Origin of the sequence: Klebsiella sp. DY2415, assembly GCF_026314315.1 — a bacterium.
Lineage (GTDB): Bacteria > Pseudomonadota > Gammaproteobacteria > Enterobacterales > Enterobacteriaceae > Klebsiella > Klebsiella ornithinolytica.
Map to the genome: position 1 here is coordinate 1,020,240 of NZ_CP111115.1, position 23,098 is coordinate 1,043,337.

A 23,098-nucleotide genomic window follows, 5' to 3' on the forward strand; every position below is an offset into this window, starting at 1 on the left:
GCGACGATGGCGAACAGAATGATTTTAAACGAGACGGCATGGTTCGGCCGGGGAGCGGTGGCGGCGTTAGCCGATGAAGCGATCCGTCGGGGGTATCACAAAGCGCTGATAGTCACGGATAAGAATCTGGCGCAGTGCGGCGTGGTCGGCAAGGTGACGCGCAGGATGGATGACGCGGGCCTGGCCTGGGAGATGTTTTCCGGCGCGATCCCTAATCCGACGATTGCCGTGGTGCAGGAGGGGCTCGGGGTGTTTCAACGCAGCGGCGCCGACTACCTGATTGCGATTGGCGGTGGTTCGCCGCAGGATACCTGCAAGGCGATCGGCATTATCCACGCTAACCCGGAGTTTGCCGACGTGCGTAGCCTGGAAGGGCTATCGCCGACCCGCAATCCGGGGGTACCGATCATGGCCATTCCGACCACCGCAGGAACCGCGGCGGAAGTGACCATTAACTATGTGATAACCGATGAAGCGCAGCGGCGTAAATTCGTCTGCGTCGATCCGCATGATATCCCTCAGGTGGCCTTTATCGATGCCGATATGATGGACGGTATGCCGCCGGCGTTAAAAGCCGCGACCGGCGTGGATGCGTTGACCCATGCGATTGAAGGCTATATCACGCGGGCGGCATGGGCGCTGACCGATGCGCTACATATTAAAGCCATTGAGGTGATTGCCGGCGCGCTGCGAGATTCGGTAGCCGGCGATAGTCAGGCAGGGGAAGCGATGGCGCTGGGGCAGTACATTGCCGGCATGGGATTTTCCAACGTCGGGCTGGGGCTGGTGCACGGTATGGCGCATCCTTTAGGGGCGTTTTACAACACGCCGCACGGCGTGGCGAATGCCATTTTGTTACCCCACGTGATGCGCTACAACGCCGACTTCAGCGGCGAGAAGTTCCGCGATATCGCTCGCGCGATGGGGGAGAAGGTGGATGGCGTGAGTCTGGAGCAGGCGCGCCAGTCCGCCGTTGATGCCGTCTTCCGTCTTAACCGCGATGTCGGTATTCCCCCGCATCTGCGTGACGTCGGGGTCCGTAAAGAGGATATTCCGGCGCTGGCGCAAGCGGCTTTTGCTGATGTCTGTACCGGGGGGAATCCACGGGAGGCCAGCCTGGAGGAGATTATTACCCTCTATCACACCGCGTGGTAGTGCCTCAGGCGGTCACTGCACAGGGCGATGCCGGCATCGCCCTGTCAGTTTGTTTATGCCTGGGGGGCCAGCCGCAGCTGCTGTAAATTGCCGTCGAGCTGTAAATCGGTCTGCAGGCGGGCTATCTCGCGGCAGGTAAAGGCCATCTCTTTATGCTCTTCCAGTTTTTTGCGCCATTTTTCAGGCACCTTCGCCAACTGAGCATAGATGCCCTCCAGATCCTGATACTCCGTTAACAGCTGTGCCGCGCTCTTTGGGCCAATCCCCGCCACGCCCGGGACTTTAGAACTGCCGATCCCCGCCAGCCCCCAGTAATCAGGCAGCTGCTCCGGCGTGACGCCAAACTCTTTGGCGATGAAAGGGGCATCCAGCCAGCGTTTCTGAAAGTAGTCGCGGATCAGAATCGTCGGCGACAGCAGCTGGCAATAGCCTTTATCGGTAGAGACGATCGTCGCCTGATGTCCGGCATGGGCGACTTTGATTGCCAGCGTGGCGGCGAGGTCATCCGCTTCGTTGCCTGCTAAAGCCCAGCAGCGGATCCCGCGCTGCTCAAAGGCCGCGCGCAGGGCGGGCATTTCGGCTTCGAGGGTTTCCGGCATGGGCGCGCGTCCGGCTTTGTATTCCGGCAGGCGCTGGTGTCGCCAGCCGTGTGCGCGATCTTCGTCATCAAAAACCGCCACGGCATGGGTTGGCTGGCTATGAACGATGAGCTGCTCCAGCGCGTGCAGGCAGGTGTCAACGCAGGGGGATCCCTGCACCGCATGAATACGGCGGATCAGATTGAGTGCGTCGACAATTAACAGATGAACGGCCACAGATACCTCCAGGCGAGCCTGTCGAAACCGGCCCTTATTCACAGAACCTTAAGGGTATCATTGCCGTGGCGGAGAGGCTATCGGCACGGGGGCATTCAGGAAGATGCGCCGCAAAGAGGCTTAATCAGCGTGCAGCAGCAGGCCCGGTTCGCTGTTGGTGGCCTCGCCGTACCAGACCGCTTCGCGGACCGAAACCGGCTTGCCGATCAGGCCCAGCGCATAAAAACGGTCGGCAATGGTTTGCTGCGCGCGGATCACTTTGAGATCCATCATCCGCGGGCGATGGCTGCGGCGGGCCAACGCCAGCGAGAGCGATGCGACGTTAATCCCCAGCTCCGCCGCCAGCAGTCCGGCGGCTTCATCCCGCCGTCGATCGATAAACTGTCCGGTTTGCGTCAGCTCGTGCAGCAGGCGTTGCATGATATCGCCGTGACGCGTTACGTAGTCGCGGCGCGACAGGTAGAACTGATGGTTTTGCACCCGACCTTCGCCGTTGGCCACCACCCGTAACTCCCCGGTGTGTTCGGCGTCGCTTAACAGCGGATCCCACATCATCCAGGCATCCACCGCCAGATAGTCGCTGGCGGTCAGCGGGTATTTGGGCGGGGTGTAGACAATCCTGACGTCATTTAAGCCCAGCCCCGCCTCCTCGAGAATCTGCAGCAGCAGCCAGTGCACGTTTGACCCTTTGTTCAACGCAATACGTTTTCCGCGCAAGTCGGCAATCGTGCGGATCGCGCTATGTTGCGGGACAACCATCGCTACGCTCTGCGGCGCGGGCGGTTCCCACGCCACGTACACCAGTTCGCTGTTCGCGGACTGGGCAAAGACCGGCGGCGCTTCGCCGGTGGTGCCAAAATCGATTTCGTGGCAGGCGAGGGCGTGCAGCAGCTGTGGCCCGGCCGGGAATTCGCTCCACAGCACGCTGACGCCGAGATGGGCGAAGGCGCTTTCCAGGCTCTGTCGGGCCTTTAAAATGCCCAGGTTGCCAAAACGCTGATAGCCAATACGTAGCTCGCGGTCGGCGGAAACGGTGCCGGACAGCGGGCGCGGCGTGGTTTCTACCCGCCGACGGCTTTTAATCAGTCCAATGTTGGCCAGCTGTGTGCGTAAAGTATGGCGACTGATGCCCAGCAGCGCCGCCGCCTGGCTTTGATTGTCATCGCAGTGGGCCATCGCTCCGCGGATCAGCGCCCCGGTGATGCGCTCCCACAGCGCCTCGCCTGGTTGGTTAATTTGCTGATAGATAAAGCTATCCAGTTCATTATCCGTAGCTGTCGCCGGCGTATCGTGCAACGTGCTCAGCCGCAGCTGCGCGGGCGTAATCTCCTCCTCTTTGCTGAGCAGAACCGCGTTATGTAACGTATTTTCCAGTTCGCGAATATTGCCGGGCCACGGATAGTCCATCAGTCTCGCCAGCGTTTCCGGCGCCAGGCGGCGGGTCGGACGACCCAGCCGGCGGGCATACAGCGTTAAAAAGTGATTGGCCAGCTGAGGAATATCCTGGCGGCGCTGGCGCAGCGGCGGCAGCGGCACGATGGCGATATTCAAACGGTAATAGAGGTCTTCGCGGAAGCGGCGTTCGCGGATTGCCTGGGCTAAGTCGACATGGGTGGCGGCGATGACCCGCACATTCACTTTGATGGCCTTGCGCGAACCGACGCGGGTAATTTCCCGCTCCTGCAGCACGCGCAGCAGCTTGACCTGCAGCGGCAGGCTCAGTTCGCCGATCTCATCGAGCAGCAGGGTCCCGCCCTCGGCGGCTTCAAACCAGCCGGGGTGGCTCTGCACCGCGCCGGTAAAGGCGCCTTTTTCATGGCCGAAGAGTTCAGCTTCCGCCAGGCTTTCGGTCAGCGCGCCGCAGTTAACGGCGAGAAACGGCTGGTGGCGACGCGTGCTGTGATGATGAAGATAGCGGGCAACCACCTCTTTACCGGTGCCGGTTTCGCCGACGATCAGGACGGTGGCTTCCGTTGGCGCCAGCTTGTCCAGCAGGCTCTGAAACGCTTTCGACGCCGGGTCGATGAGCACGGGCGTATCGGACAGGGATTCAGGATTGAGCATGGTGGACCTCCGTTAAATGACGCCTTGAACTTATCCTCTGCCGGCGACAGACACCAGAGGGGGACGCCGCCGGTTTGTTGCAAATGCGTCAGTGCCCACGCAGGCGCTGACGCATTTGCAACAGCATGGATGTCGGCTGTGTTTTTTAATTAATTGATTTTATTTGATTTATTTTTATCTCGTCGTTGGCACGATAATCGCTAACACTCATATAACCAAATTAAAACATCTCTTCGATAAATATCGAATATGGTTATATAGGAAATGGATAATGACGCAGAAAGCGAGCGAGAAGATCAATGTGTTCTGGTTTTTGCCCACCCACGGCGATGGCCGTTATCTGGGTACTACCGAAGGCGGCCGCCCGGTGGATTTGCCTTATCTCCAGCAGGTGGCGCTGGCCGCCGATAGCCTCGGCTACTACGGCGTGCTGATTCCGACCGGGAAAAGCTGCGAGGACTCCTGGCTGGTGGCGTCGGCGCTGGCGCCGTTGACCCGTCGCCTGCGCTATCTGGTGGCGGTGCGCCCCGGGCTACAGCCGCCAACGCTGGCGGCGCGGATGGCGGCCACCCTCGATCGTCTGTCGGAGGGACGGCTGCTGATCAACGTGGTGACCGGCGGCGATCCGGTGGAGAACAAAGGCGATGGGATCTTCCTCAACCACAGTGAACGCTACCAGGTGACCCGCGAATTTCTCGACGTGTACTCCCGTTTGCTAAAAGGCGAAAAGGTGGACTATCGCGGGGAGCATATTCATGTCGAAGGGGCGGAAGTGCTGTTTCCGCCGGTGCAGGAAGATGGCCCGCCGCTGTACTTTGGCGGCTCGTCGGAGGAGGCCATTGACGTCGCCGCTGAGCAAATCGATAGCTATCTGACCTGGGGGGAGCCGCCGGCGCTGGTGGCGGAAAAGCTGGCTATCGTCCGTGAACGCGCCGCCGCCCGCGGACGTACCCTGCAATACGGTATTCGCCTGCATGTGATTGTCCGTGAAACGGAAGAGGAGGCCTGGGCCGCCGCCGACCGGCTGATTGCCCACCTGGATGATGACACCATTGCCCAGGCGCAGAAGATCTTCGCGCGTATGGATTCCGCAGGTCAGGCGCGGATGAGCGCCCTGCACAACGGCTCCCGCGACAATCTGCGTATTGCGCCAAATCTGTGGGCGGGCGTCGGGCTGGTGCGCGGCGGGGCGGGGACGGCACTGGTGGGTAATCCGCAGCAGGTGGCGGAGCGCATCCGTGAATATCAGGCGCTGGGGATCACTAACTTTATCTTCTCCGGCTATCCGCATCTGGAAGAGGCGCACCGCTTTGCCGATTTGGTGATGCCGCTGCTGCCGCTGGCCAGCAACGCCCAGCCAAAAGCGCGCGGCGTTAATACCGGGCCGTTCGGTGAAACCATCGGCGGCGATAAGCGCCCGGTAAAACAGGTCAGCGCCAGCTGAGCGGAGGTCGCTATGTTTCGCTTCTTCTTTTATAAGGCGGTGACCTATGCCAGCTGAACCTCATATCACGATCGTCGGCGGCGGCTTTAGCGGCGCGGCGGTGGCGATTCATCTGCTTGGTCTGATGCCGGAAGGGCTACGGGTAACGCTGCTGGAGCCGCGTACCGTTCCCGGGGCGGGCGTCGCCTATTCCACCGCTGAACCCAGCCACCGAATCAACGTGCCCGCCTCGCGGATGCAGTTGGCCGGTGAGGAAGAGGGCGCTTTTGACCGCTGGTACCGTAGTCAGCCTGCTTTTGCTGACGATCCGCAGGCGCGGCGTGAAGACGGCTCGCTGTACCCCCAGCGCGGCCAGTTCGGGCGCTACGTCAGCCAGCGTTTTGCCGAGGCGGTACGGACGAGCGGCGGGCGACTGGTTCACCTGCGTGAACAGGCGCTGGATTTTGACGAGAGCGCTATCACCACCGATACCGGTCGTCGGCTGCAAAGCGATCTGCTGATTCTGGCGGTGAGTCATCCGCCGCCGGCGCTGCCGCGGCTGGCGGTGCCTTTTCACGACCACCCGGCGCTGATTGCCAACCCGTGGCGTGCGGACACTCTCACCCCGATCGCCGCGGATGCGCGGGTGGCGGTGATGGGAACCGGGCTGACGATGGCGGATTGCATCGCCACGCTATCCCGGCTCGGCCACCGCGGGCCGATTACCGCCTTTTCGCGCCGCGGTCTGTTATCCCGGGGCAACACCGGCAGCGCTGCGGCGCCCTGGCCGGGTGAGTACGATCAGGGCTCGCTCCGTCAGCGGCTGCGGCTGGTGCGCGCCGATGTGCTCCGCGCGGCAGAGCAGGGGCTTCCCTGGCAGGTGGTGCTGGACGCGGTACGTCAGCAGGGACAGCGCATCTGGCAGACCCTGACGTTTGCCGACCGTCAGCGCTTCCTGCGTCATCTGCGGCGTTACTGGGATGTGCATCGTTATCGCATTGCGCCGCAGGTCGCCGAGGTGATTGAGCAACGTCAGCGCGAGGGGAGCCTGAAGGTGCTGGCCGCACGGCTGACGGCGCTGGAGAGCGAGGCCCGTTCCCTGACGCTTACCCTGACCTTGCGAGAGGGCGAGCGCATTGCCCTGACGGTCGATCGCCTGATTCTGACTACCGGCCCGGCCCACGGCGGGCTGATCGACAGCCAGCCGCTGCTGCGCGAACTGGCCCGGCGCGGTCTGATTCGCGCCGATAAGCTGGGTCTTGGGCTGGACGTTGATGCTCACTCCCGGGCGATTGGCCGGGAGGGGCGCGCGATACCCAATCTGCTGATCTCTGGCCCGGCGGCTCGCGGCTATTTTGGCGAACTGATGGGGCTGCCGCAGGTTGCCGATCATGCTGCCGCCGTCGCCGCTGAGGCTTTACAGGCGCTGGGGATTGGGCAATCCGCCCGATGTCCCACGATTTAACCCCCCATTCCCCTTATTCCTTGATGTGTTAAGCGTGCGTTCCGTTGACGGAATGCACCGTGGAGAGCGCTATGTCATCACAACGTGAAATTCGCCTGAATGCTTTTGATATGAACTGCGTCGGTCATCAGTCGCCGGGGCTGTGGACCCATCCGCGCGACCGCTCGTGGCAGTATAAGGACCTTGATTACTGGGTTGACCTGGCGCGTCTGCTGGAACGCGGTAAGTTCGACGGCCTGTTTATTGCCGACGTGCTGGGCATCTACGATGTGCTGAACGGCAACGGCGATGCCGCCATTCGCCAGGCGACGCAGGTGCCGGTGAACGATCCGCTGGCGCTGATTACCCCGATGGCGCTGGTGACGGAGCATCTCGGCTTTGGCCTGACCGCCTCGCTGTCGTTTGAGCACCCGTACCCGTTTGCCCGCCGTCTCTCGACCCTTGACCACCTGACCAAGGGCCGGGTGGGCTGGAACATCGTCACCTCGTATCTGGAAAGCGGGGCGCGCAATATTGGCCATCAGGCGCAGACCGATCACGATGCGCGCTATGACTACGCCGATGAGTATCTCGACGTGGTTTATAAGCTGCTGGAAGGGAGCTGGGAAGATGGCGCGGTACTGCGCGATCGCGAGCGCGGGATCTTCAGCGATCCGCAAAAAATTCATCCGATCAACCACCAGGGCAACTTCTTCACCGTGCCGGGGATCCACCTCTGCGAACCGTCGCCGCAGCGCACGCCGGTGCTCTATCAGGCCGGGGCGTCGAGCCGCGGGAAGCAGTTTGCCGCCGGGCACGCCGAGTGCGTGTTTGTCGCCGCGCCGTCGAAAGTGCTGCTCAAAAAGACGGTAGCGGATATTCGCCGTCGCGCCGCCGAAGCCGGGCGCGACCCGCGCAGCATTCTGATTTTCAACCTGCAAACGGCGATCGTCGGTGAAACCGACCGCGAGGCGCAGGCCAAATGGCAGGAGTATAAATCTTATGTCAGCTATGAAGGGGCGCTGGCGCTGATCTCCGGCTGGACCGGGATCGACTTCGGCCAGTATCATCCGGATCAGGTACTGAAATACCTGCATACCAACGCCATTCAGTCGGCGGTTGAAGCCTTTTCCACCGCCGATCCCGATCGTCAGTGGACGGTACAGGCGCTGGCCGACTGGGTGGGGATCGGCGGCTTCGGCCCGCTGATCGTCGGCAGTGCGCAAACCGTCGCCGACGAGCTGCAATCGTGGGTTGAGGAGACCGATGTTGACGGTTTCAACCTGGCGTATGCCGTCACCCATGAAACCTTCCGCGATGTGGTGGAGCTGCTCATTCCCGAACTGCAAAAACGCGGCGTCTTTAAGCAGGAGTATCGCGAAGGCACCCTGCGCGAAAAATTGTTTGGCGCCGGGCCGCGACTGGTGGCGCCGCATCCGGGCGCCGGATACCGGCGTGGTACCCGCATCGATGTCGGGGCAGAGGAGAAGGTGACATGATCGAAATAGACAACCTGCATAAGCGCTATCGTACGGCAGACGGGCGGTTCAGCGAGGTGCTGAAAGGGCTGTCGCTGCGGGTACCGACCCGCTCCATCACCGCGGTGGTGGGGCCGAGCGGCGCGGGAAAATCGACCCTCGCGCGCCTTATCAGCCTGCTGGAGCGTCCCGACAGCGGCAGCATCCGGGTTAACGGCAACGACCTGTCGTTGCTCAGCGGCGAGGCGCTGCGTCGCGAGCGGCGCACGATCGGTACCGTTTTTCAGTCCTCCGCGCTGCTCAGTCGTAAAACGGCCTGGCAAAATATCGCCCTGCCGCTGGAATACCTCGGGGTGGTCGAGCGCGATATTAAAGCCCGGGTCGGCGAACTGCTGGAAAGCGTTGGGCTGAGTCATAAGGCGGACGCCTGGCCGGCGCAGCTTTCCGGCGGCCAGCGTCAGCGGATTGGTATTGCGCGTGCGCTGGCGCTGCGCCCGTCGGTGCTGCTGGCGGACGAGGCCACCTCCGGGCTGGACCCGCAGGCCACCGCCGCGGTGCTCAATTTGCTTAAACGCCTGCGCGATGAGTATCGCCTGGCGATCGTGCTGATTACCCACGAGATGGACGCGGTACGGGCGGCGGCGGATGCGGTGGCGGAAATTCGTGATGGCGCAATTGTGCAGTTTGGTCAGGTGAAAGAGCTGCTGGCGCGCCCGGATTCGCTACTGGGTCAGCAGCTGCTGCCGCTCTCTCCGGTGGCGGCCCATAGCGATCTGCTGTTGCGGTTGAGCTATCGCTGGGATGTGCCGGTGGCCACCGACTGGATCAGCCGCCTGAGCCAGCAGTTTGCGCTGCAGATCGACCTGCTCGGCGGCCACGTTGAGACGATCAACGGCCGGCTGGCGGGAAGGTTACAGGTGGGGGTGCGCTTTCAGGGAGAACGTCTGCCGGCGGCGCGGGTGCTGGCGCTGCTGGCACAGCTCGGTATCGCGGCGGAGGTGCTTGACGGCGCACCCGAACTACAGGAGGCGGTATGAAACCTTCGGTAATCAGCCAGGATACCCCCTGGAGCGAGATCCATACGCTGCTGCTGCCCGCCTACGGCGAAACCTGGCTGATGGTGGCCATTGTGATGCTGTTTGTGGTGACCCTCGGCGGCGTGGTCGGGGTGGTGCTATTCAATGCCTCGCCGCGCGGATTATTCCCGCATGCCGCGCTGTACCGGGTGTTGAACTGGGTAGTGAATATGGGGCGCTCTCTGCCGTTTCTGGTGCTGATGGCGGCGATTATTCCTTTCACCTTCTGGCTCACCGGGACGACGATTGGCATTCCGGCCGCCGTGGTGCCGATGATTGCCGCCGGGGTGCCATTTTTCGGCCGGCTGGTGGAAAACGCGCTGCGCGAACTGCCGGCGGAGGTCACCGCCGTGGGGATCGTCTGCGGCGGCTCGCGCTGGCAGATTATCCGCAGCGCCCAGCTGAGTGAAGCCCTGCCGGCGCTGGTGGCGGCGGTGACGCTCAACCTGGTGTCGATGATCGAATACTCCGCCATTGCCGGCACCATCGGCGCGGGAGGCATCGGCTATCTGGCGGTGGTGTACGGCTACCAGCGCTTCGACAATCACATCATGATCGCCACCATTATCGCGCTGATCGCCACTATCCAGCTGATTCAATTTTTCGGTGACCGTCTGGTCAACAAACTTCGCCACACGCAGGGGATCGCTTCATGACAACAGAACAGTTTGAGTTACGTAAGGCCCGACGCTGGCCGTGGCTGGCGGCGCTGGTAGTGATTGTGGCGCTGGCCGTCGCCTTCTGGTGGTGGCGAGGGCAGGCCCAGTCGCAGCAGGTGGTGTTCGGCACCACCCTGAAAATTCACTATGAGCCGGCGATGGCCGGTGAACAGCGAATTATTGAGTACATCGGCCAGCATATTGCGCCGGATTACGGCCTCAAGCTGGAGGCGGTGGGGGTGCAGGATCCGGTGCAGGCGGATCGCGCGGTGGCGCAAGGGGAATATGCGGGAACCATCTATCAGCATCAGTGGTGGCTGAAGCAGGTGGTGGATGCCAACGGCTTCGCGCTTTCCACCACGGTACCGGTGTTCCAGTGGGCCTTTGGGATTTACTCCGATCGCTATAAATCGGTTAAGGATCTGCCGAACGGGGCGACGATCGTGGTGCCGGATGATGGCGCCAACCAGGGACAGGCGCTGTGGCTGCTGCAGCGCATCGGCCTGATTACGCTCGACCCGGCGGTAGAGCCGCGCACGGCGAAGCTGAAAAATATCGTCGGCAACCCGCATCAGTTTAATTTCAAAGAGCTGGACCTGTTAACCATGCCGCGGGCGCTCAATTCGGTGGACGCGGCAATCGGCTATGTCTCGCAGTTTGATGCCGGGAAAGTATCGCGCGATAAGGGCATCTTATTCCCGCCTGCGCCGCGGACTTTTGCGTCGCAGCTGGTTATCGGGACGCCTTATCTGTCGCAGGAGAATATTGTCAAATTGCAGCAGGCGTTTTCCGACCCGCGCATTCAGAGCTGGCTGAAAACCACCGATGACCCGCTGGTTAAGGATGTGCTGGTGCCCGTTTCCGCAGAATAAGTTTGCCAATCGATGACCTTGCAGGACGGGCGGAAGCACGTCCTGTTTTTGTTGTTTTATTTAATTAACTTATTGAATATATTGATTTTTATATGCATTTTTATTGGTTGGGTTTTATCGGCTGACGGCCTATAACTGCGATCACCTGCACAACATAACAAGGTGAAAACATGAGTACGCTGTCTGTTGATAATCCCGGCGTGGCCTCCGCACCGGTGAGTAGCGTCGGGGATGTGGCGCGGCTGATCAATTCGGGCAAGGATCAGGCTAAATATGCGCGGATGATTGTCTTCCTCGCTCTCGGCGGGGTCTTTCTCGACGCCTATGATTTAACCACGCTCTCCTACGGCATCGACGACGTGGTACGTGAATTCCAGCTCTCGCCGCTGCTGACCGGCCTGGTCACCTCATCCATTATGGTTGGTACCATTATCGGCAACTTAATCGGCGGCTGGTTGACGGATAAATATGGCCGCTATTCGGTGTTTATGGCCGACATGCTGTTTTTCGTCGTCTCGGCCATCGCCGCAGGTCTGGCGCCCAACGTCTGGGTGCTGATCGGCGCGCGTTTCCTGATGGGCATCGGCGTGGGCATCGATCTGCCGGTCGCCATGTCCTACCTCGCTGAATTCTCCCGTTTTACCGGCAAAGGCAACAAGGCCGCGCGCCTCGCCGCCTGGTGCCCGATGTGGTACGCCGCTTCAACGGTCTGCTTTCTGATTATCTTCGGCCTCTATTTCCTGCTGCCGCAGGAGCACCTCGACTGGCTGTGGCGCGCCTCGCTGCTGTTTGGCGCCGTCCCGGCGCTGCTGATTATCGCCGTGCGCAGTAAATTTATGAATGAGTCACCGCTGTGGGCGGCAAACCAGGGAGACCTGGCTTCGGCGGTGCGCATTCTGCGCGACTCTTACGGCATTGCCGCCCATGAAGCGCCGGCTGAACGCCCCGCGCCGCCGCCGAAAGTGAGCTTCCGCGTACTGTTTGAAAAGCCGTACCGCGAGCGCACCATCGTCGCCGGGGTGATGAATATCTGTATCTCCTTTGAGTACACCGCCATCGCCTTTTTCCTGCCGTCGATCCTCGCCCAGTTTCTCGGTGCCGGGGTGTTTGAAACCATCTCCGCGTCATTGGGGCTGAACGCGCTGTTTGCCTTTACCGGCGGGCTGCTGGGGATGCATCTGGCGTGGAAATATCCGTCGCGCCACGTGGCGATTGCCGGCTTCGCGCTGCAGTTTATCGCCCTGATTGTGCTTGCTCTGGTCGGCCAGCCGCAGGCCACCGTCGGGGTGGTGCTGGCAATTGCGATGCTTGGGCTGTGGCTGTTTGCCGAGGGTTTCGGCCCCGGCGCGCAGCTGATGATCTATCCGGCGCTCTCCTATCCCACCGCGATTCGCGCCACCGGCGTCGGCTTCAGCCGGGCGCTCTCCGGGATCGGCAGCGCGCTGGCGCTGTTCGTGCTGCCGTTGCTGCAGGCCTCCCTCGGCACGCAGATGTTCTGGGTGGTGTCGCTGGCCGCCATTATTCCGATCTTCTTCCTGCTTGCGGTCCGCCACGAGCCGACGCGTCACGATATTGACGATAGCCACCATTAAGGAACAGATGATGACATTACTCTCTACCGGTACCGATTATGAACAGCTGGCCGCGGCCTTCCGGCCGATTTTTTCCCGCATTGCGCAGGGGGCGGCGAACCGCGAACAGCACCGTATTTTACCCGACGAGCAGATTCGCTGGCTGAAGGAGGCGGGCTTTGGCACGGTGCGTATTCCGCGGGAAAAGGGCGGCTGGGGCGCGTCGCTGCCGCAGCTGATTGCCCTGTTGATTGAGCTCGCCGAGGCTGACTCGAACCTGCCGCAGGCGCTGCGCGCCCATTTTGCCTTTGTTGAAGATCGCCTGAATCAACCGGACTCCGCGCAGCGCGATCGCTGGTTTCAACGTTTTCTCGACGGGGAGCTGGTGGGCAGCGGCTGGACCGAAACGGGGGCGGTGAAGCTTGGGGAGGTGAATACTCAGGTGACGCCGGATGACCGCGGATGGCGCTTAAGCGGCGAGAAGTTTTACAGCACCGGGACGCTGTACGCCGACTGGATTGACGTCTTTGCCCGCCGCAGCGACAACCACGGCGATGTCATCGCACTGGTCAGCACCCGGCAGAGCGCGGTGGAACGCGATGACGACTGGGATGGCTTTGGTCAGCGTCTGACCGGCAGCGGCACCACCCGCTTTAAGCAGGCCCTGGTTGAGCAGGAACATGTCTATGATTTTGCCGAGCGCTTTCGCTACCAGACCGCCTTCTATCAGCATATCTTACTGGCGACGCTGGCGGGTATCGGCCTGGCGGTAGAACGCGATGCCGCCGAAGGGGTGAAAAAACGCTCCCGTATGTACAGCCACGGCAATGCCGCCGTGCCGCGCGACGATCCTCAGGTGCTGCAGGTGGTCGGGCAAATCAGCAGCTGGGTGTGGGCGACCCGCGCGGCGGTGCTGCAGGCGGCGGAGTCTTTACAGCAGGCCTATATTGTTCATGCCAGCGGCGACGAGGCGCTGATTGAACAGCGTAATCGGCTGGCGGAGGTCGAAGCGGCGCAGGCGCAGGTGGTTGCCAGCGAATGGGTGCCGCGTGCGGCGACCGAGCTGTTTAACGCTCTCGGCGCGTCGGACACCCGGGTGGGTAAAGCGCTCGATCGCCACTGGCGCAACGCGCGTACCGTGGCCTCGCATAACCCGGTTATCTACAAAGCGCGCAATATCGGCAACTGGCTGGTCAACGGCGAGGCGCCGACCTTTATCTGGCAGATTGGCGACGGCGAAAAGGCGCAGGGTTAGCAAGAGGGAAGGCGACGGGGAGGCCCGTCGCCGGCAAGGGTTATTTATCCTGCGACCAGGTGGCGCTGCGCACGTCCACTTTCACCGGCAGCAGGCCGATACGCGTGAAGGTATCCGCCAGCGCCTGCTGCTCGTTATAGACCGCGGGCGTCATGCGTTCGGCGCCGTAGGGCAGGCGGGCGAGCGCTTTCAGCCAGATAGCTTTATCCAGCCCGGTGGAGGTTGACAGAATTCCGGCGGCGTCGTCCTGATGGGCGTTCGCCCAGTCGCTGAGCTGGCGTAACTCATCCACCACCTGTTTGGCGGTATCCGGGTGGTTTTCGGCAAATTTGCGGCTGGCGAGATAGAAGGTGTAGTGCGGTACCAGCCCTTCAGCGTTGCGGATCTGCCGCGCCTTAGCGTTGGTTTCAACTTCGGCAAGGTACGGGTCCCAGATAACCCAGGCATCAATCGCCCCACGCTGGAAGGCGGCGCGGGCATCGGCCGGAGGCAGGTAAACCGGGGTGATATCTTTATAGCTCAGCCCGGCTTTTTCCAGCGCGGCCACCAGCAGGTAGTTGACGTCAGAACCTTTATTCAGCCCCACGCGCTTACCTTTCAGGTCGGCCACGTTGTGAATCGGCGAGTTTTCCGGTACCACGATAGCTTCGGTTTTGGGGTTTGCCGGCGAGTGCGCGAGGTAGACCAGATCCGCCTGAGCGGCCTGGGCAAAGGCCGGCGGCGCATCGCCGGTGGCCGCGAGGTCAATACTGCCGACATTCAGCCCTTCCAGCATCTGCGGGCCAGCCGGGAATTCCACCCAGCGTACGGCGATGCCCTGTTTTTTAAACGTCTCATCGAGGGTGCCACGATACTTAAGCAGGGCGAAGATATTGGCCTTCTGATAGCCAATGTTCACGGTTTCCGGCGCCTGAGCCAGCGCGGACGCAGACAGCCCGAGCAGCAGCGGCAGCGCGGCCAGATGCAACCTTTTGGACATGATATGTTCTCCTTTGGCGGTTTGCCGTAAGGTAACAAATTGTCTTTATAACCAATAAATAACTAAATTGTAATTTATATAACTGAAATGCCTGGTGGGGGAGACGATGTTGCGGGGAAGCTGCCCGGCAGAATCGGCTGCCGGGCATGTATCGTTAATCGCAGGCGACGATTTTCATTGCCAGGCCGCCGCGAGAGGTTTCGCGGTACTTGGCGTTCATATCTTTGCCCGTTTCATACATGGTTTCGATCACTTTATCGAGACAAACGCGCGGTTCGCTGGTGCGGCGTAGCGCCATGCGCGCGGCGTTGACCGCTTTGACGGCGGCGATAGCGTTACGTTCGATGCAGGGAACCTGTACCTGGCCGGCAACCGGATCGCAGGTCAGACCCAGGTTATGTTCCATGCCGATCTCCGCCGCGATGCACACCTGGCCCGGGCTACCGCCCAGCAGCTCCGTCAGACCGGCTGCCGCCATTGAGCAGGCCACGCCGACCTCGCCCTGGCAACCGACTTCGGCACCGGAAATTGAGGCGTTCATCTTATACAGCGAGCCGATAGCGCTGGTTACCAGCAGATAACGCGCCAGCGAATTGGCATTCACCTTGCGGATAAACTTGTCGTAATAGGCCAGTACCGCCGGCACGATGCCGCAGGCGCCGTTGGTCGGCGCGGTCACTACGCGTCCACCGGCGGCATTCTCTTCGTTGACCGCCAGGGCAAACATGTTGATCCAGTCAACCACCGCCATCGGGTCGCTGTTGGTATTGTCCTGGCTAACCAGCATCCGGCGCAGGGCGGCGGCACGACGCGGAACCCGCAGCTTGCCCGGCAGTACGCCTTCGGTGGTAATGCCGCGCTCGATACCGCCGCTCATCACTTCCCAGACGGCGGCAAAGTGCTGCTCAAGCTCTTCTTTGGTGTGCAGCGCCAGCTCGTTTTGCATCATCAGGCCGGAAAGCGAGAGCCCGCTTTCGCGGCAGTGTCTTTGCAGGTCGGCCGCATTTTTGTACGGATAAGGAACCACGGGCGGCGCTTCATTGCTCAGGCCGAAATGTTCTTCATCGACAATAAACCCGCCGCCGATGGAGTAGTAAGTCTGGGTGTAGAGCACCTTGTCGCCACCCAGGGCGGTAATGCGCATACCGTTCTCATGCAGCGACAGGTTGTCGGCATGGAAATTCATGCACTGGTCGACCGGGAATTCAACTTCCTGCTGGCCGTTTGCCAGCATCAGGCGGCCGTGGGTGTTGACGTCCTGAATGAACGCCGGGATGGCGTCGATATCAACGCTGTCAGGCAGGTTGCCCGCAAGACCCATAATAATGGCGATGTCGGTATGGTGGCCTTTACCGGTGAGGGAAAGGGAGCCGTAAACGTCGACAACGACTTTGGTGACGTTGGCAAGCAGCCCGCGCGCGATAAGATCGTCCGTGAATTGCTTGCCCGCTTTCATTGGTCCAACGGTATGGGAGCTGGAAGGGCCAATGCCGATTTTAAAAATATCGAATACGCTGATCATGTTGCATCCAGTACTGTCGGGGAGCGCGCCGCCTGCTGGCGGCGCGGGGGAGAGATTAGCTGAACAGAGAGTAGAAAATCGCGGAGATAGCAATCAGGCCCATAATCACAACGAAGACGTTGCTGATGTGGCCGCTGTATTTGCGCATGGCCGGGACTTTCTGGATGGCATACATCGGCATCAGGAACAGAATCATCGCGATAATCGGGCCGCCGAGGGTTTCGATCATGCCGAGAATGCTTGGGTTCAGCGTGGCCACAATCCAGGTGGTCACCAGCATGAACAGCGCCGTGATTTTGTTCAGTTTATTGATTTCGATGGATTTGCCTTTACCGCGCAGGGATTTAATCACCATGCCGTTAAAGCCTTCACGTGCGCCCAGGTAGTGGCCGAGGAAGGATTTGGTGATGGCAATCATCGCGATGATCGGCGCCATCCAGGCAATAACCGGTGCGTTAAAGTGGTTCGCCAGGTAAGACAGAATCGAGATGTTCTGCGCTTTTGCTTCTGCCAGATCGGCCGGAGACAGGCTCAGTACGCAGCTGAAGACGAAGAACATCACGGTCAATACCATCATGATATGAGCGCGAGCCAGGATGCTGGAGCACTTCTTCTCTGCGCCCTGACCGTACTCTTCACGCTTCGCCACGGCGAAGGAGGAGATGATCGGCGAGTGGTTAAAGGAGAACACCATCACCGGAATCGCCAGCCAGAGAGTCATCCACAGACCATTACCGGTAAAGGTCGAGCTGTTCAGGGAGAGGGTTTCCAGCGCCGCGCCGTTCCACTGAGGAATCAGGTACAGTGCGAGGATCATCAGAGCGATAACGAACGGGAACACCAGAATACTCATCGCTTTAACAATCATCTGCTCGCCGAAACGCACGATGGTCATCATGCCCACAATCAGAATCAGCGACAGGATCGCCCGCGGCGGCGCGGTCATCTGCAGCTGGTGGGTCATAAAGCTTTCGACGGTATTGGTGATAGCCACGCTATAAACCAGCAGAATCGGGTAGATGGCGAAGAAGTAGAGCAGGGTAATCAGCTTACCTGCGCCGACACCGAAGTGCTCTTCTACCACTTCCGTGATGTCTTCACCCGGATTTTTACCGGAAAGGACAAAACGGGTCATTCCGCGGTGGGCGAAAAAGGTCATCGGGAAAGCAAGAATTGCCATGATGATCAGGGGGATCATACCGCCGACGCCGGCATTAATCGGCAGGAACAATACGCCCGCGCCGATTGCCGTACCGTACAGTCCCAGCATCCACATGGTATCTGTTTTGCGCCATCCGCTACGGGTTTCACCCGTTACGATAGTGCTGGTTTGAGTGGTTTCCATCTGTATCTCCTGGAGGAAGCGACCAAATATAATGATTAAAATCAATTAAGTAATATGAAATGCGTTTGATTACGGTTTTTTAATGATTTTCTCCGTAACAAGTGGGGCGGAAAGATACATTTATCTGGTAAATGCATCAGTGATCGCGATCCCAATTGCAATAATCCACTTTCGATGTGGGTATTTTTAGTTCAACAGTCTGTTTCTGGTGATCAGCCAGGTATTTGTGGCGCGAAGGCTACCATTTACAGGATATGAGATAAAAGAAGGGAGGCTTAATAACGATGTTTTTACTGTAAAAATGAGATACTGACGATGTTTTCGCGCTTAAATGCCTTTTTATCAGTGATATTTATTGCTTCTTATGGAAACGCAAACGATTGGCTTTGTGAAAAAGTTACAAAGCATTCTTAAAATAAATGAATCATTGGGAAAGCGGGCCTCAGCCGTTAAAGGAGGTTAAACGTGGTCAGAGGAGGTAAAGGGGGCAAGGGAGTAAAGGGAGTTTAATACGGGAGGAGGGAGAACCGGATTACGGCAGCATGCGCCGTAACCCGAGATGACAGATTAGCTATCAGGAACAGATTTCGTAGCAAGGAATATACGCAGTGCCGCCCGGAAGCTTCATGCGGTGCTGGGCGACGAAGCCTTGCAGCAGGTCATCCATCCGACGCATCATCTGCGGATCGCCGTGTAGCTTGTAAGGGCCGAATTTTTCAATCGCCTGGATACCCACCTCTTTGACGTTGCCGGCCACGATACCGGAGAACGCGCGCCGCAGGTCTGCCGCCAGCATCTCAACCGGCTGATCCGGATAAAGCTTGAGGTTGGCCATGTTTTCGTGCGTCGGGTCGAAGGGCATTTGCAGATCCGGGGTGATACGAATCGACCAGTTAAAACTGTAGGCATCGTCGGTTTCGCGGCGACTCTCTTTCACCAGCGGCATCGCTTTCTTCATCTGGCGCGCCACTTCGCTGGCGTCGTCGATAATGATGCGATAGTGGCGACGTGCCGATTCGCCCAGCGTGTGTACGATGAACTCATCCAGCACGCGGAAATAGTCGGCGCTCTCTTTCGGACCGGTGAGGATCAGCGGCAGGACCTGCGATGTGTTGGCCGGGTGCATTAAAATCCCCAGCAGATAAAGCAGCTCTTCCGCGGTGCCGACGCCGCCCGGGAAGATAATAATGCCGTGGGCGATACGGACAAACGCCTCAAGACGTTTTTCGATATCCGGCATGATCAGTAGCTCGTTAACCAGCGGGTTAGGCGGTTCGGCGGCAATAATTGATGGCTCGGTCATGCCGATAAAGCGGCTGTCTTTGTAACGCTGCTGGGCGTGACCGACCGCGGCGCCTTTCATCGGCGCTTCCATCGCGCCCGGACCGCAGCCGGTGCAGATATTCAGTTCGCGCAGACCCAGCTGGGTCCCGACGCGACGGGCGTACAGATATTCGTTTTCGTTAATCGAGTGGCCGCCCCAGCAGACAATCATATTCGGTGCTTCGCCGACGTGCAGCGCACGGGCGTTACGCAGAATAGAGAACACCAGGTTGGTGATATGCACCGAGCTTTCAAGATCGAGATTCGGGAAGCGAACGGTGTTGTGAATCTGTCCGTAAACGAACAGGATATCGCGCAGTACGGCAAACAGGTTGGCCTGCAGGGAACGGATAATACGCCCGTCAACGAAGGCCTCTTCCGGGGGATTGATCAGTTCCAGCTTCACGCCGCGTTCACGGCGCAGCACGTTGATATCGAAGTTTTCAAAACGAGACAGCAGCTCCTTGCTGTTATCGGTCAGGCTCCCCGAGTTGAGTACAGCAAGCGAGCAGTTACGAAAGAGTTGATAGAGGTCACTGCTGGCGGTGCGTTTAAGCATATCCACTTCCAGCTGTGACAGCATATCCATTGAACCAAGCGGGCTAACATGTGTAATCAAGTGAACTCCTTACAGGACGATTATCGTCTTCCTGTGATTACAATAGCCTTGCTGGTGGCGTTTTCACAACCTTGCGCGCGGGTTAACGCACGCAAATTGTGAAAATGTTGACTATTGACGAGCGAGGCGACCGATGGCCGGAACAAAATCGGTGTTGCTGCGCCACGGGTTGATGTCCAGACCGCCGCGTCGCGTGTAGCGCGCATAAACGGAAAGGGCTTCCGGCTGACAGAAACGCAGAATATCGTTGAAGATGCGCTCTACGCACTGCTCGTGAAATTCGTTGTGGTGACGGAAGGACACCAGGTAGCGCAGCAGCTTTTCGCGATCGATTTTGGCGCCGCGATACTGAATTTGCACCGAACCCCAGTCCGGCTGATGGGTGATCAGGCAGTTGGACTTCAGCAGATGGCTGACCAGCGTCTCCTCGACGACTTTGCCGCTTGCGGCATCCTGCAGATAGTCGGCGCTGAACTGGTAGTTATCGATTTCAATATCCTGATCGTCGATGCAGGCGCCGTGCAGATGTGCGACCGGCTGGCCTTCGAGTTCATCGAGACGATACAATGACACTTGCACTTCCCCCTCCGCGCAGGCGCTGAGATCGCGCGTCAGCGTCGCCTCGACCTCCTGCCAGTCGGCGAAGCGGGTCTGATTAAAGCTATTGAGATAGAGCTTAAAGCTCTTCGACTCTACCAGGTTCACGGTGGTGTCATTGAGTTCAACATGGCCCACGGCGACCTGCGGTAGCCCTTTAGCGTTAAGCCAGGAGAGTTCGTACAGCGTCCAGATATCAGCGCCGTGAAAAGGCAGATTGTCCGCGTGCAGGTCCAGCGGATCGCGGTTCAGACTGCGCGGCACGCCCTGAAGCAGCGAGGCATCGTAAGTATCGCGGTAATCGGTTGATTTACCGAGCGTCAGGCCGACAAGCGCCTGATGATTATCGTAAGAAGACATGTTTCACCATAGTAAAGCGGGTACACTATACGCCAAGTGTATCCTGTCTGACGTGAAGAGAGAAACCGGTGGACTATCAAACCGCAGAAGCGCTGCAAGCCTTCACCCAACGTTATTGCGCTGCCTGGCAGCAACAGCGCGCCAGCCTGCCGCGTAGCGAAGAGCTTTATGGCGTACCGTCACCCTGCATCAGCGCGACGGATGACGACGCCGTTTACTGGCAGCCGCAGCCCTTTACCGCAGAACAAAATATCAGCGCGGTTGAACGGGCGCTGGATATTGTGATACAACAGCCGATTCATAGTTATTATACCACTCAGTTCGCCGGTGATATGGCCGCGCGCTTTGCCGGTGAGACGATGCTGCTGCTGCAAACCTGGAGTCCGGATGACTTCCGGCGCGTGCAGGAGAATTTAATCGGCCACCTGGTGGTACAAAAACGGCTGAAGCTGTCGCCAACGCTTTTTATCGCCACGCTCGAGAGCGAGCTGGAGGTCATTTCGGTGTGCAACCTGAGCGGCGAAGTGCTCAAAGAGACGCTCGGCACGCGCAAACGGATAATTCTTTCGCCTTCTCTGGCGAGCTTCCTTGACCAGCTTGAGCCGGTGCTGTAATCCATTTTCCCCACCCGTTTGTGAGAGATCTCTTACAAGACCTGTAAGAGATCGTCATCATTTAAGCCAATTTTTCGCGGCTTTATTTCTGGTAAATCAATATAATTCAGTGAGTTATTCTTTGTTTCGCCTTTTTAGCCAGGGATTAACCTTAAGAGATTCTCTTAAGAAGGCTTGTAAGACGAAGCGGAATCAGTGATCCTATGTGTGTCGACAGGGAGTCGCAAAATGAAGTGAACATCAGGATGATGACTCTTCATGCAGGACCCGCCGGGAAGGCGTTGCAAGGACAGGCTTCAGGATGAAGCGCAGGATAACGCAGGAACGCGTAAAGGACACCTCCAGGATGGAGAACGTGAGCCGCTCATGATGAACGGTGGATCAGGAAGATCGGGACAGACTTAAGGATAAGTGATTTCGCATCGGGGTGGTGTGGAAGCAGGATGCACAAGTTTATGGATGAACATGGTCAGGAGACCTCAGGAAAAGTTTTCATGGACGAGCAGGGAGCACCAATGTAGCTGGATTGCTGCGAAACGAACCGGGAGCACTGTTTATACAGTGCTCCCTTTTTTTATGCCTGTTTTTAGCGCATCACCTTTGGCGGTGGCCGTTGGCGAAAGGCGAATTGTCTGGGCGATGCTTCAGGTCAGGCTGGCGCAACCTGTCTGGCCCATGCCGCTCTGACGCATGGCCGTGCACGCATTGTCCTGACTGGACGGGCGACGGCGCCATGATTTTGAGTAGTTTTCGCTGCTGTATTTGCTATCCTGCGTCCGGTTTACAACTCATCGAGGTTTCCCATGACTCTTCACCTTAGCGTGCGCGAGCGTTTGCACGCCCTTGAAGCGCTGCTGCGCGAAACGGACCACTGGCAAGACAATGCGCCGGAAAGCCGCGCTTTTGCCAGCGATCAGCCTTTCTGTATGGACACGCTTGAACCGCTGGAGTGGCTGCAGTGGGTCCTGATTCCTCGTATGCACCACTTACTCGATAGCGAGCAGCCCTTGCCGCAGAATTTCGCCGTCGCCCCCTATTATGAGATGGCTCTCGATGCCGCCCATCCGCTGCGCGAGCGGGTGCTGGCGGAGCTGCTGCTGCTGGATACGCTGTTTGCCGGTGATGACGCCTGATGCTGGAGATTATCTATCAGGATGAATGGCTGGTGGCGGTGAACAAACCCTCCGGCTGGCTGGTTCATCGCAGCTGGCTGGACCGCGATGAAAAAGTGGTGGTGATGCAAACCGTACGCGACCAGATTGGTCAGCACGTGTTTACCGCCCATCGCCTTGACCGCCCGACATCGGGTGTCCTGCTGATGGGGCTGTCGAGTGAAGCGGGAAGGCGCCTGTCTCAGCAGTTTGAGCAGCATCAGATGCAAAAGCGCTACCACGCGGTGGTGCGCGGCTGGTTGACCGACGAAGCGGTACTGGATTACCCGTTGGTAGAAGAGCTGGATAAGATCGCCGATAAATTTGCTCGTGACGATAAAGAGCCCCAGCCGGCGGTCACGCACTATCGCGGAATGGCGACCGTCGAAATGCCGGTGGCGACCGGACGTTATCCGACAACGCGCTATAGCCTGGTTGAGCTGGAGCCCAAAACCGGGCGTAAACACCAGCTGCGTCGCCACCTTTCTCATTTACGTCACCCGATTATCGGCGACAGTAAACATGGCGATCTCCGACAAAACCGCAGCGCCGCAGAGCATTTTTCCGTTGACCGCTTGATGCTTCACGCCAGCCAGCTATCGTTAACGCATCCCTTTACCGGCGAGCCGTTGACGATCCGTGCGGGCCTTGACGACGTCTGGATGCGGGCGCTGTCGCAGTTTGGCTGGCGCGGTCTTCTGCCGCTAAATGAAAGGGTTGAGTTTGCTGACGACAGCGGTCAGGATGAAGAGATTGAGGTCAATTCAGGGAGATAA

The 23,098-nt window shown here is 59.2% G+C and carries 19 protein-coding genes; 12 read left to right on the forward strand and 7 right to left on the reverse strand.

Going from position 1 to position 23,098, the window contains the following annotated elements:
- Positions 1-6: 6 nt before the first annotated feature.
- Positions 7-1,155, forward strand: a complete 1,149-nt coding sequence (fucO, locus tag OQV00_RS04880) for a lactaldehyde reductase (RefSeq protein ID WP_266279922.1) — start codon at positions 7-9, stop codon at positions 1,153-1,155.
- 53 nt (positions 1,156-1,208) lie between these two features.
- Here fucO and xni read toward each other — a convergent pair whose 3' ends face one another.
- A complete protein-coding gene (gene xni, locus OQV00_RS04885) occupies positions 1,209-1,970 on the reverse strand; it encodes a flap endonuclease Xni (protein WP_004867019.1) in 762 nt (253 codons plus the stop codon).
- Between the two features lie 120 nt (positions 1,971-2,090).
- Positions 2,091-4,034, reverse strand: a complete 1,944-nt coding sequence (locus OQV00_RS04890) for a sigma-54-dependent Fis family transcriptional regulator (protein ID WP_004867018.1) — start codon at positions 4,032-4,034, stop codon at positions 2,091-2,093.
- A 271-nt stretch (positions 4,035-4,305) separates the two neighbouring features.
- On the opposite strand from OQV00_RS04890, the gene ssuD reads away from it, so the two are divergent.
- The 8 genes from ssuD to OQV00_RS04930 all read left to right on the forward strand — a co-directional run bounded on the left by ssuD (position 4,306) and on the right by OQV00_RS04930 (position 13,812).
- Positions 4,306-5,478, forward strand: coding sequence for an FMNH2-dependent alkanesulfonate monooxygenase (gene ssuD / locus OQV00_RS04895; protein ID WP_004867017.1), 1,173 nt, complete (start codon positions 4,306-4,308; stop codon positions 5,476-5,478).
- A 46-nt stretch (positions 5,479-5,524) separates the two neighbouring features.
- On the forward strand, positions 5,525-6,922 hold the full coding sequence (locus tag OQV00_RS04900; protein ID WP_015585852.1) for an FAD/NAD(P)-binding protein: 1,398 nt from the start codon (positions 5,525-5,527) through the stop codon (positions 6,920-6,922).
- Between the two features lie 71 nt (positions 6,923-6,993).
- Positions 6,994-8,400: an LLM class flavin-dependent oxidoreductase gene (locus OQV00_RS04905; RefSeq protein WP_266279924.1), complete on the forward strand. Its 1,407-nt coding sequence runs from the start codon at positions 6,994-6,996 to the stop codon at positions 8,398-8,400.
- Positions 8,397-9,416, forward strand: coding sequence for a methionine ABC transporter ATP-binding protein (locus tag OQV00_RS04910; protein WP_004867014.1), 1,020 nt, complete (start codon positions 8,397-8,399; stop codon positions 9,414-9,416). The genes OQV00_RS04905 and OQV00_RS04910 overlap by 4 nt, the downstream gene beginning before the upstream one ends.
- Positions 9,413-10,111: a methionine ABC transporter permease gene (locus tag OQV00_RS04915; RefSeq protein WP_004867013.1), complete on the forward strand. Its 699-nt coding sequence runs from the start codon at positions 9,413-9,415 to the stop codon at positions 10,109-10,111. The genes OQV00_RS04910 and OQV00_RS04915 overlap by 4 nt, the downstream gene beginning before the upstream one ends.
- Positions 10,108-10,986, forward strand: a complete 879-nt coding sequence (locus OQV00_RS04920) for a MetQ/NlpA family ABC transporter substrate-binding protein (protein ID WP_004867012.1) — start codon at positions 10,108-10,110, stop codon at positions 10,984-10,986. Before OQV00_RS04915 ends, OQV00_RS04920 begins: the two co-directional genes overlap by 4 nt.
- Before the next feature lie 170 nt (positions 10,987-11,156).
- Positions 11,157-12,578: an MFS transporter gene (locus OQV00_RS04925; protein ID WP_064359163.1), complete on the forward strand. Its 1,422-nt coding sequence runs from the start codon at positions 11,157-11,159 to the stop codon at positions 12,576-12,578.
- A 10-nt stretch (positions 12,579-12,588) separates the two neighbouring features.
- On the forward strand, positions 12,589-13,812 hold the full coding sequence (locus OQV00_RS04930; protein WP_015585854.1) for an acyl-CoA dehydrogenase family protein: 1,224 nt from the start codon (positions 12,589-12,591) through the stop codon (positions 13,810-13,812).
- Positions 13,813-13,852: 40 nt separating this feature from the next.
- Here the strand turns inward: OQV00_RS04930 and OQV00_RS04935 are convergent, their stop codons facing one another.
- The 5 genes from OQV00_RS04935 to queF all read right to left on the reverse strand — a co-directional run bounded on the left by OQV00_RS04935 (position 13,853) and on the right by queF (position 20,557).
- Positions 13,853-14,791: a sulfonate ABC transporter substrate-binding protein gene (locus OQV00_RS04935; RefSeq protein WP_004867009.1), complete on the reverse strand. Its 939-nt coding sequence runs from the start codon at positions 14,789-14,791 to the stop codon at positions 13,853-13,855.
- 154 nt (positions 14,792-14,945) lie between these two features.
- Positions 14,946-16,313, reverse strand: coding sequence for an L-serine ammonia-lyase (locus OQV00_RS04940; protein ID WP_004867008.1), 1,368 nt, complete (start codon positions 16,311-16,313; stop codon positions 14,946-14,948).
- Positions 16,314-16,368: 55 nt separating this feature from the next.
- Positions 16,369-17,658 carry an HAAAP family serine/threonine permease gene (locus tag OQV00_RS04945; protein WP_004867007.1) on the reverse strand — a complete coding sequence of 430 codons (1,290 nt, stop codon included), beginning with the start codon at positions 17,656-17,658 and terminating at the stop codon, positions 16,369-16,371.
- 574 nt (positions 17,659-18,232) lie between these two features.
- The gene (ppnN, locus tag OQV00_RS04950; protein ID WP_004867006.1) at positions 18,233-19,600 is read right to left on the reverse strand and encodes a nucleotide 5'-monophosphate nucleosidase PpnN; all 1,368 of its coding nucleotides are present in this window, start codon (positions 19,598-19,600) and stop codon (positions 18,233-18,235) included.
- Positions 19,601-19,711: 111 nt separating this feature from the next.
- A complete protein-coding gene (queF, locus tag OQV00_RS04955) occupies positions 19,712-20,557 on the reverse strand; it encodes an NADPH-dependent 7-cyano-7-deazaguanine reductase QueF (RefSeq protein WP_099144084.1) in 846 nt (281 codons plus the stop codon).
- Positions 20,558-20,625: 68 nt separating this feature from the next.
- Between queF and syd the strand changes: the two genes are divergently transcribed.
- The 3 genes from syd to truC all read left to right on the forward strand — a co-directional run bounded on the left by syd (position 20,626) and on the right by truC (position 23,098).
- The gene (gene syd / locus OQV00_RS04960; protein ID WP_015585857.1) at positions 20,626-21,171 is read left to right on the forward strand and encodes a SecY-interacting protein; all 546 of its coding nucleotides are present in this window, start codon (positions 20,626-20,628) and stop codon (positions 21,169-21,171) included.
- 803 nt (positions 21,172-21,974) lie between these two features.
- Complete coding sequence (locus OQV00_RS04965) at positions 21,975-22,304, forward strand: YqcC family protein (RefSeq protein ID WP_004867003.1); 330 nt, start codon at positions 21,975-21,977, stop codon at positions 22,302-22,304.
- Positions 22,304-23,098 carry a tRNA pseudouridine(65) synthase TruC gene (truC, locus tag OQV00_RS04970; protein ID WP_004867002.1) on the forward strand — a complete coding sequence of 265 codons (795 nt, stop codon included), beginning with the start codon at positions 22,304-22,306 and terminating at the stop codon, positions 23,096-23,098. The genes OQV00_RS04965 and truC overlap by 1 nt, the downstream gene beginning before the upstream one ends.

Excerpts from the sequence above, each read along its gene's own strand:
- OQV00_RS04920 (WP_004867012.1), top strand. The coding sequence starts at position 10,108 with ATGACAACAGAACAGTTTGAGTTACGTAAGGCCCGACGCTGGCCGTGG.
- OQV00_RS04910 (WP_004867014.1), top strand. The coding sequence starts at position 8,397 with ATGATCGAAATAGACAACCTGCATAAGCGCTATCGTACGGCAGACGGG.
- ssuD (WP_004867017.1), top strand. The coding sequence starts at position 4,306 with ATGACGCAGAAAGCGAGCGAGAAGATCAATGTGTTCTGGTTTTTGCCC.
- OQV00_RS04935 (WP_004867009.1), bottom strand. The coding sequence starts at position 14,791 with ATGTCCAAAAGGTTGCATCTGGCCGCGCTGCCGCTGCTGCTCGGGCTG.
- OQV00_RS04905 (WP_266279924.1), top strand. The coding sequence starts at position 6,994 with ATGTCATCACAACGTGAAATTCGCCTGAATGCTTTTGATATGAACTGC.
- OQV00_RS04900 (WP_015585852.1), top strand. The coding sequence starts at position 5,525 with ATGCCAGCTGAACCTCATATCACGATCGTCGGCGGCGGCTTTAGCGGC.
- OQV00_RS04890 (WP_004867018.1), bottom strand. The coding sequence starts at position 4,034 with ATGCTCAATCCTGAATCCCTGTCCGATACGCCCGTGCTCATCGACCCG.
- queF (WP_099144084.1), bottom strand. The coding sequence starts at position 20,557 with ATGTCTTCTTACGATAATCATCAGGCGCTTGTCGGCCTGACGCTCGGT.
- OQV00_RS04965 (WP_004867003.1), top strand. The coding sequence starts at position 21,975 with ATGACTCTTCACCTTAGCGTGCGCGAGCGTTTGCACGCCCTTGAAGCG.
- OQV00_RS04925 (WP_064359163.1), top strand. The coding sequence starts at position 11,157 with ATGAGTACGCTGTCTGTTGATAATCCCGGCGTGGCCTCCGCACCGGTG.
- OQV00_RS04945 (WP_004867007.1), bottom strand. The coding sequence starts at position 17,658 with ATGGAAACCACTCAAACCAGCACTATCGTAACGGGTGAAACCCGTAGC.
- OQV00_RS04915 (WP_004867013.1), top strand. The coding sequence starts at position 9,413 with ATGAAACCTTCGGTAATCAGCCAGGATACCCCCTGGAGCGAGATCCAT.
- fucO (WP_266279922.1), top strand. The coding sequence starts at position 7 with ATGGCGAACAGAATGATTTTAAACGAGACGGCATGGTTCGGCCGGGGA.
- OQV00_RS04930 (WP_015585854.1), top strand. The coding sequence starts at position 12,589 with ATGACATTACTCTCTACCGGTACCGATTATGAACAGCTGGCCGCGGCC.
- OQV00_RS04940 (WP_004867008.1), bottom strand. The coding sequence starts at position 16,313 with ATGATCAGCGTATTCGATATTTTTAAAATCGGCATTGGCCCTTCCAGC.
- truC (WP_004867002.1), top strand. The coding sequence starts at position 22,304 with ATGCTGGAGATTATCTATCAGGATGAATGGCTGGTGGCGGTGAACAAA.